The 8,466-nt window shown below is 57.7% G+C and carries 5 protein-coding genes; 1 reads left to right on the top strand and 4 read right to left on the bottom strand.

Annotation, left to right across the window (positions count from 1 at the left end; genetic code table 11):
* Positions 1–84 precede the first annotated feature (84 nt).
* Together NHH03_RS03025 and NHH03_RS03020 are read right to left on the bottom strand one after the other, a co-directional pair.
* Positions 85–1,683 carry a sulfatase family protein gene (locus tag NHH03_RS03025; protein WP_253154264.1) on the bottom strand — a complete coding sequence of 533 codons (1,599 nt, stop codon included), beginning with the start codon at positions 1,681–1,683 and terminating at the stop codon, positions 85–87.
* A gap of 240 nt (positions 1,684–1,923) precedes the next feature.
* On the bottom strand, positions 1,924–3,636 hold the full coding sequence (locus NHH03_RS03020) for an NADPH-dependent assimilatory sulfite reductase hemoprotein subunit (protein WP_253154263.1): 1,713 nt from the start codon (positions 3,634–3,636) through the stop codon (positions 1,924–1,926).
* A gap of 168 nt (positions 3,637–3,804) precedes the next feature.
* On the opposite strand from NHH03_RS03020, the gene folD reads away from it, so the two are divergent.
* A complete protein-coding gene (folD, locus tag NHH03_RS03015) occupies positions 3,805–4,695 on the top strand; it encodes a bifunctional methylenetetrahydrofolate dehydrogenase/methenyltetrahydrofolate cyclohydrolase FolD (RefSeq protein WP_253154262.1) in 891 nt (296 codons plus the stop codon).
* Here the strand turns inward: folD and NHH03_RS03010 are convergent, their stop codons facing one another.
* Both NHH03_RS03010 and NHH03_RS03005 read right to left on the bottom strand, forming a co-directional pair.
* Positions 4,696–7,872 carry a M56 family metallopeptidase gene (locus NHH03_RS03010; RefSeq protein ID WP_253154261.1) on the bottom strand — a complete coding sequence of 1,059 codons (3,177 nt, stop codon included), beginning with the start codon at positions 7,870–7,872 and terminating at the stop codon, positions 4,696–4,698.
* The gene (locus tag NHH03_RS03005; protein ID WP_253154260.1) at positions 7,869–8,255 is read right to left on the bottom strand and encodes a BlaI/MecI/CopY family transcriptional regulator; all 387 of its coding nucleotides are present in this window, start codon (positions 8,253–8,255) and stop codon (positions 7,869–7,871) included. Before NHH03_RS03005 ends, NHH03_RS03010 begins: the two co-directional genes overlap by 4 nt.
* Positions 8,256–8,466: the final 211 nt, after the last annotated feature.

Below are 8,466 nucleotides of genomic sequence, written 5' to 3'. Positions count from 1 at the left end.
TTTGCCGGTTGGACAGATTGAACGTCGCCCCCGGTTGAAACGCCGACAGATCACTTGCCGTCCTCGTTGCCCAGCGAGCGATCGCTACTCGATCGGTTCGGGTTCAAAATCGCCCGGGTTCACCCAACCCGCATTTAGTTTTTCGCCAGCGATGTAGCGTTCGTAAAATCCGGCCGTTGCGGGACTGGTGTACTCATAGCGGTCAAACACGTCGCCGTTGCCAAACATCCGCGGGTCGCCTTGGGATTTCAACTCGGATTCCAATTGCGCACCGAGCGACTCGATTTGACTGGCGTAGTGGGGATCTTTGGCCAAATTGATGACGCAATCCGGATCGGACGCAACATTGTATAACTCGATCTCTGGCCGCTTTCCAAAACACTGTTTCCAAAACGTGGTCGCTGTTCCGCTGCGACGCATCTCCAAGACCTCGGTCTTGGTGGGGCCACCATCGCAGTTCAGATAACCTGTTTCCGGATTGCCGGCCGGCCAACGATCGGTGGCAAAATTATGCAGGTACAACAGGTCGCCTCTGCGGATGCCACGAATCGGATAGCCGCCGCGCTCGGGACGTCCGATGTCGTGTCGTTCTTTGCCGACCAGGACGTGATCGCGTGCCGGGACGGGGCCGCTGGCGGCAAAGATATCGAACAGATCTTTCCCGCTGGTCGGCTGCATGATGGGACCGGCTTCGTTGATGCCAGCCGCTTTCAAAAACGTGGGTGCTAGGCCGGCGAAATCGACGAAGTCGGTGACGCGGCGTCCGGGAGATTGGATTGCCGCCGGCCAACGCACCGCCAATGGAATGTGGTTTGATTCATCGTAGGCTTGGCCTTTAGCGCGGGGGAATGGCATGCCATGATCGCTGGTCGCGACGATCAACGTGTTGTCGAGTTGCCCGGTCTGTTCGAGTGTTTCCAAAATACGACCGAGATGATCGTCGTAGTGCTCGACTTCAACGGCATAGTCCAGCATGTCGTTACGTACTGTTTCGTTGTCGGGCCAGTACGACGGGACACGGTCGATCGAATCCAACGTTTTGCCTAGCCGGACGCCTGCGCCGTATTCATAGCCGCGGTGTGGTTCGGTGGTTCCGTACCAAAACACCCATGGCTGATCGGCTGGAACGTCCGCTAAAAAACTTTCAAAGTTGCCAGCGTAGTCATTGTTGGAGATCTTTTTGGCCGGCGGCTGAGCTTTCTTTCTCGAATAAGCTTTCCCAGTGATTGCGCGCTGATTGCCGTTCGCATCGTTGGCGATCCCGGGCCCCCAGCCTTTGCCCGTGTAGCCGGCGAAATACCCGTCGGCAGCTAAGCGTTCCACATAGCCACCAAACTTGGCCGGAAAGTAACACATGTGGTTGCCGGCTTCTTCGAGTTGCCACGAATAACGCCCCGTCAGAATGATTGCTCGCGAAGGCGCACATTTGGCATTGGGTGTAAAAGCGTTGTCAAACAATAACCCTTCGCGGGCGATGCGATCAAAGCTGGGTGTCTGGACCCACTGGCATCCATAGGCACTGGCGTGACCATAAGACCAGTCATCGGCGATCGCCAACAAAATGTTGGGGCGAACGGTAGGTTCGGCCCGCGCAGCATCCTCGGCTCGGATCGACTGACCGGCCCCCATCCCCAGCAGCAGCAATATTGTCAGTAAGGAATTCGACTGGAATCGCGTTGGCATGGCAGATCATCGGGAAGGCGATTGAAGGGGGAACAGGCCAACGATTTTAGCACAGCCGACGCGATCGGGAGACTTGATTGCTAGCCCAGGGGGAGATACACGAATTGCCGGCGGTGTAAGCCGCCGGCATTACATGTGTTCAGACCGACTGAACCCTGGCGGGCCCAGCTACGATTTGGTCGCGACGGAGTCGATCCGCAAACCGAGTGGAAAGCGGATTTTTGGATCAACCTAACTGATCTACGGTCGTGGCGCGGCCGCGGCCATCACGGCCAAGTCGTCTTTGCCAATCCGATCACAAAACTCACCCAGCGATTCGCCTTCGTTTGCGTTGGATTTGAAGGCCGACATGATCCCGATCAGTTCGTCAGCCAAGTCAGCCGATGGCACCATATCTTTGTAGATGTATGCCAGGCGATTGCCCAACCATCCGCCACCGACGTACAGCGTGTATTTTTCGCGGGCCTTGCCGACCAGCGCGATGTCGGCGTTGTAGGGACGCGCGCACCCGTTGGGGCAACCGGTCATCCGGATCGTGAATCGTTCCTTGTCCAATCCTAGTTTGGCCAGGGGTTGTTCCAAGTCGTCGATCAGCGATGGCAGGCGACGCTCGCTTTCGGTGACCGCTAGGCCACAGGTGGGAAACGCGACACAGGCCATCGACCAGCGACGGACGGTGCTGGTTTCTTCGGTGGTCCGCGCATTGTGTTTTTTCAGAATCGCAATCAGCTTGTCTTTGTCGCCCGGATCAACATCCGTCACGATGATGCTCTGGTGACCGGTCATCCGCAACTCGGTTCCAAAGGTGCGACAGATCTCGCGCATCATCGCTTTGAGTTGACGATGGTCGTTGTCGTACAGGCGACCGTTTTCGATGTTCAGCCCATAGGACAATTTGCCATCGCCCTGGTCTTGCCAGCCCATGTGGTCATCAAAACCGGTGACGTCATCGGCGGTGCAATCTTCCAGCGGCTGTCCATAATATTCTTCGACGGCGCGACGGAATTTTTCGACGCCCCATTTGTCGACCAGATACTTCATTCGCGCAAGTTTGCGGTCTTCGCGGTTTCCGTAATCGCGTTGGACTTTGATCACCGCTTTGGCGACATCCACGGCTTGCTGCGGAGTGCAGAACGCCATCCGTTTGCTAAGTGCGGGGTAGGTTTTTTTATTGGCCGGCGTGTTGCCCATGCTGCCGCCCACCAAGACGTTGTAGCCGATGATTTTTTCATCGCGTACAACCGCCAAAAATCCCAGGTCTTGGGTATAGATGTCGATGCAATTGTCTTCGGGCAACGCGATGCCAATTTTGAATTTTCGTGGCAGATAGCGGGGGCCGTACAGCGGTTCGACGATCGGGCCGCCGCCTTGCAATGTTTTTTCGCCGCTGTCCGGGTCGGCCACCCACAGTTCGTGATAGGCCGGTGTTTGAGGCGCCAGGGCGACCACCAATTGATCGGTCAGTGCCACCATGTCACGGTGCACCTGGTCGTTGCGTTTGGCCGGGCAGCACATCACGTTGCGATTGACGTCGCCACAGGCCGCCAGCGTCGACAACTCAATCTCGTTGATCCGATTGATGGTGGCTCGCAAGTCTTGCTTGAGCACGCCATGCAACTGCAGCGTTTGCCGAGTCGTGATACGCAGCGTCGAATCGCCCAATTCGTCGCACAAATCCAGTTGAGCGAGCATTTGATCGCTGGTGATCCGGCCGCCAGGAATCCGGCAGCGAACCATCATGGCAAAAGCTTTTCCGCCGCCCGTTTTCTTCAATTCGGCACGTTTGTCACGGTCATCTTGCTGGTAGGTGCCGTGGAATTTCAGCAATTGGATGTCGTCTTTGCCGAAGTGATCAGTGTCAGCAGCCAGTTCGGTGTCGATGGTGCCTTTTAGATACTGACTTTCCTCTTTGAGCTTCTCGACCTGGCTAAGCTTGGGCGCTTCGGTAGACATCGAGTCAAAAATCCTGTGTGATATCGAATCGCGAGTGACGCGAGGAGTGAACGGTAAATCTATTGCAACTATAACGGTCGTCCGCCTTTACCACTATGGCGATGCGACGGACGGTTTGCCGCAGCAAACCGACCTATCAGTGACGCAACCACGCATGACGAGACAAAAATGACGGCACAGATTTTGGATGGGAAAAGCGTCGCGGCAGAAATTCGACAGGAAGTTGCCGCGGCGGTCGCGAAATATGTCGCTGACAGCGCCGCCGCCGCACCCTGCCTGACGGCCGTTTTGGTGGGCGAAGACCCCGCCAGTCAGGTCTATGTGAGAAACAAAGCCCGTGCCTGCGAAAAAGCGGGCATCGACGGTCGAACGCACCGCCTGCCGGCCGACGCCGGACAAGCTGAATTGATGCGGCTGATCGCAGAGCTGAACGCGGATCCCGGGGTCAATGGAATCCTGGTTCAGCTGCCCCTACCCAGTGGGGGAACAACCAAATACGACGAACGAGAAATTCTGGATGCGATCGACCCCATGAAGGACGTCGATGCATTTTCACCGGTCAATGTCGGCCTGCTGATGCAAGGTCGACCGCGTTTTTTACCCTGCACGCCACATGGCATCGTCCAACTGCTGGGACGATCCGGATTGTCGGTCGCCGGCAAAAAGGTTTGCGTGGTCGGTCGCAGCGACATCGTCGGTAAACCGATGGCAATGATGCTGGCACAGAAAACGGGTTCGTGCGGACCCGGTGTTGCCAACGCCACCGTGACGTTGGCCCATAGCCGGACCGCTGATTTGGCGGCGGTGTGCCGCGAGGCCGATTGCCTGATCGCAGCCGTCGGGCGCCCGGAAATGATTACCGGTGACATGATCAAACCCGGCGCGATTGTGATCGACGTGGGAATCAACCGCGTCGGTGACAAACTGGTCGGCGACGTGGCCTTTGACGATGCCAAGCAAGTTGCGTCGGCGATCACCCCGGTCCCCGGCGGTGTCGGACCGCTGACGATCGCGATGCTGCTGCACAACACCCTAGCGGCCGCCAAGCTGCAATCGTAGTCAACGCACGACAGCCGGCAGTCCGTTGACCGGGGATTCGAGCGCGGTGGTCCGCTCGATGATCAGTGCCGGGAAATCTTCATTCATTTCGATTCTCTCGGCTTGCAGCAGTTTGGGGTCTCCCGATTCAGGCTGCATCTTGAGCGTCGCGTTGCCCTGCAGCGCCCATTGCTTGTCGGTCAGGTGAAACGAGTCGCCCGACAGGGTGAGTTCGTCGTCCATCACGACCAAGGCGTTGCCGGTCAACTTGAAATCAACCGATGCTGGCTGGTCATCGGACCGCTTCAAGACCACCGTCACTCGATCCGCGGTCATTTGTTGCAAACTGTCGCTGCGGATCTTCACCTCGCGTTCGGCAGTGCAGCGAAGTGTTTGCCCATCGACCTCCACCGTCATCTCGCGAGCTTCGATTTCCAGCGTGTCCTCATCGGTCATCGGCAACCCCACATCGCCCAATTTCAAATGGACCGGGCCGGCACTCAGGACAACCGTTGAATTATTTTCGATCTTGAACTGGGTCAATTCGGTAGCCTCGATCGCTGCCTGAAACGCGAGCAGTTTGGATTTCAATGCGGCCGGCAAGGGGACCTCGCTAGCGAGAGGCGATGGGGCGGATTTTTCTTGGGGCACAATCGCTTCGGGACCCGGAAAATGGGTCAGTGGCACCAATCCACACTTCACTGCGGCTCGTTCATTGTCAGACGGCAGGGACCACTGCTGCTGTTGTGTTTCGAACTGACCGGCATACTCAACGATTTCAGGCGTCATGGTGACCAGCCGAACCCTGTTTTCGGCCTCCAACCAGGCCACCAGCACCGTCTCGCTGGCTCGCATCGTGACCTCAGCCGAAAACTGTTTGGTTTGCAGTTGCGGTGTTTGCAACCGTGACTGTTTCAGTTTGGTCGGCAAGTCAAATCCGGTGACGCTGGGGATCTCTGTTTGTTCACAAGCAAATCGTAACGCAATCACGTCGCGGTCCAAGACATGCGCCAACAGATGCGTTTCCATGCCGTCGAGCAACACTTCGATGGCCGGCTTTGCCCCTTCCGATTCACTCCAGTTCATCGACGTAATGAACGGTCGTTGACGGGCGGTTTGCACGGTCGCATGTTGTGAATCAAACAGCGTGACCTTGGGGGTCTGCATCAGGTTGGCCAACTGGTCTCGTTGCAACATCTGTAGCAACGCCTTGGTTTCTGCTGCATCCATAAACGTGATCAACAGCGGCACGCTACTGCGACTGGTCAATGACGAGGCCGCTTTCCAGGTGGCAAATTGGGGCAGCCGGTCCTCTGACAACGCTGACTGAGGTGTCTCGCCGGCGACAACGTCCTGCTGTTGCCGCGGCACCGCATACCACTTCGTTCCAATCGCGGCAAAAAGTTTGCCGATCTTTTCATGGTCGGCTTCTAAGAAACGGGTCGCAATTGAAATCTGGGGTAGATCGTCAAAGTCCAGTTTTGTGACGACCTGGGCCAACTGTTCGTGTTGCTCTGCGGTGGCAAACACATGCAACTGCGATCCGATCCAAGCCATCGTGGATGCGGGAGCGCCCCTGTCGCGGTCGTCCCAATTCTGCATCCGCATTCGCAACGAAGACTCAATGTGTTGCTTCCGCTGGGTCTCGTTCAACGGGCTGGATCGCTTTCCGAGCATGTTGCTCAAGTCATACTTGCGCAGTTCGATCGCGACGGAAGGAACAGCTGTCGGCACTGCGGTCAACGGCCGCGGGGGCGTTGCTGGTGCGGGCGGTCCGATCGGCAGCTGTGGCGCAGCGACCGGCACGGGCGCAGCAGGTGGCGTTGCAGCAGCAGGTGGCGTTGGCGCAGCAGGTGGCGTTGGCGCAGCAGGTGGCGTTGGCGCAGCAGGTGGCGTTGGCGCAGCAGGTGGCGTTGGCGCAGCAGGTGGCGTTGGCGCGGCGATCGGTGGCGCAGGCAAGATTTGTTGCGGGGCATCTGCGGTCAGGTCACCTGGCAGTACGCCGACCGCAACCGCCAGCAGCGCTACCGCACCCATCCAGTCAATGATTCGCCTGCGCTTTGGTTTCGTCTTCATGATTCTCTCCAATCTCTGACGGGTTTGACCAAACGCACTCATACTCGGTGCGATCGATCGGGGAATGGAAATCGACAGCGGCGCCGCGGCAGCCATTTCAATGACGTTCAACAATTGCCGCGCATAGCTGGCTTGGGGGCACTGCAATTCTCGGATCACGGTGTCGTCACACAACAACTCGGTTTGGATCGAAAGCTGTCGCGATGCCAGCCAAACGAGTGGATGGAACCACCACAGTCCAACGGCCAGGTTTTGAAAAATCCCCCAATGCAAATCATGGCGACGCAGATGGATCAATTCGTGCGCCAGAATCGGGTCGATGGATTCGCCCTGCTGCTGTGATTTGTCGCCGACCAAACTCGTCGGCAGAATGATTTTTGGGTGCACCAGCCCGAACACGCAGGGCGAGGCGACTGCCGGGGAAAGCTGCACCGTGACGTTTTGTGTCACGGCTAGCCGCTCACGCAGCACCTGTGTGCGGCATTGAATCCAATCCGGGGCGGGACTGAGCGTTGGGCTTAGACGCCGCCGCAAACGCCGCACCAGAATCACTTGCCGCAACCAGAACACCATGCTGCCCAGCGCCCAGCAATAGACCAGCGCGGCACCCAGCGATTTCGCAGACACTGTTCGCACGGTTGCCGCAGCGGTGCGAGGCGTAAAAAGACTGTCTGCGACTTGGCCAACAGGACGCCTGTCATTCACCGACGCAATGGCGGTCGTTGGCGCCAGCGGCTGATCTGGGACCGAGGCCTGATCGGCGACACGGAGCTGCTCGGCGGCAACTATCCGGTCCGCTTGACCAGCGTTGCTCCGGTCCCTCCCCGGCCATTGATCGACTGTGATCAAAACCAAGGGCACCGCTGCAGACGAATGCTGGATTGCCGGCGGGGCGCGTTCAATCTGTTCGACATCGGTGTTGGACGTGGACGTCCAATCCAGTAGCGCGATCGGATGTGGCAACAATGGTGGCAGCACCGCTTTGATCAGCACCAGTATCCACAAACCATACATCAGCCGCGGCGAGCGATAGCGAATTGCAATCGCGACCAACATCACGACGGAGGCCAATAGCGTCAGTTGCCAAGTCTGGGCCCACAGCAAATTCAACAGCGAATTCATTCGGATGTCCCCTGATCGAGTTCATCCACCATTTGCCGCAGTTGACTGATCTCCGCGGAACTCAACGAGCGATCTTCGACCAAGTGCCGCACCAGCGGCATCGCATCGCCGTCAAACAGCTGATCGACGAGTTCGCCGACCGTTTGACGGATCACCGTTTGAGGGCGGACTCGGGCGCGATAGTGACGGGTGCGACCGACCAGCTTGGCCGTCGCATAGCCCTTCTGCTCCAGCCGCCTCAGATAGGTTTGGACCGTGGCGAATTCCATCGCCCGCTCCGCCGGCAATGATTCATGAATCTGGCGAACGGTTGATTCACCGCAATCCCAAAGCACTCGGGCGACTTGAAGTTCGCCCTTTGAAAGTGGCGGCCGGTCTTCCATCACGATCCCTCAGATTGCACCAACGACATTCAATTACATCTGTACGTCAAAGAATACACGTACAGATGTAATTCAGTCAAGGTGAATGTGGGAACCGTGCAACAGCTGCATCTGGTGGTCTGCGGATGGCATGGAATTCGTGAGGGTCTGGACAATCACATGCACCCAATCCCATCTCTACGCCAACGGCGTTCAATAGCTTAGCCCGGGG

The organism is Stieleria tagensis, from assembly GCF_024129865.1.
GTDB lineage: Bacteria > Planctomycetota > Planctomycetia > Pirellulales > Pirellulaceae > Stieleria > Stieleria tagensis.
The sequence above is the reverse complement of the archived record's forward strand: the minus strand, read 5'-3'. Positions and strand labels throughout refer to the sequence as shown.

Bases quoted from the DNA above. Each gene is read 5' to 3' on its own strand.
- NHH03_RS03025 (WP_253154264.1), bottom strand. From the start codon at position 1,683: ATGCCAACGCGATTCCAGTCGAATTCCTTACTGACAATATTGCTGCTG.
- folD (WP_253154262.1), top strand. From the start codon at position 3,805: ATGACGGCACAGATTTTGGATGGGAAAAGCGTCGCGGCAGAAATTCGA.
- NHH03_RS03005 (WP_253154260.1), bottom strand. From the start codon at position 8,255: ATGGAAGACCGGCCGCCACTTTCAAAGGGCGAACTTCAAGTCGCCCGA.
- NHH03_RS03020 (WP_253154263.1), bottom strand. From the start codon at position 3,636: ATGTCTACCGAAGCGCCCAAGCTTAGCCAGGTCGAGAAGCTCAAAGAG.
- NHH03_RS03010 (WP_253154261.1), bottom strand. From the start codon at position 7,872: ATGAATTCGCTGTTGAATTTGCTGTGGGCCCAGACTTGGCAACTGACG.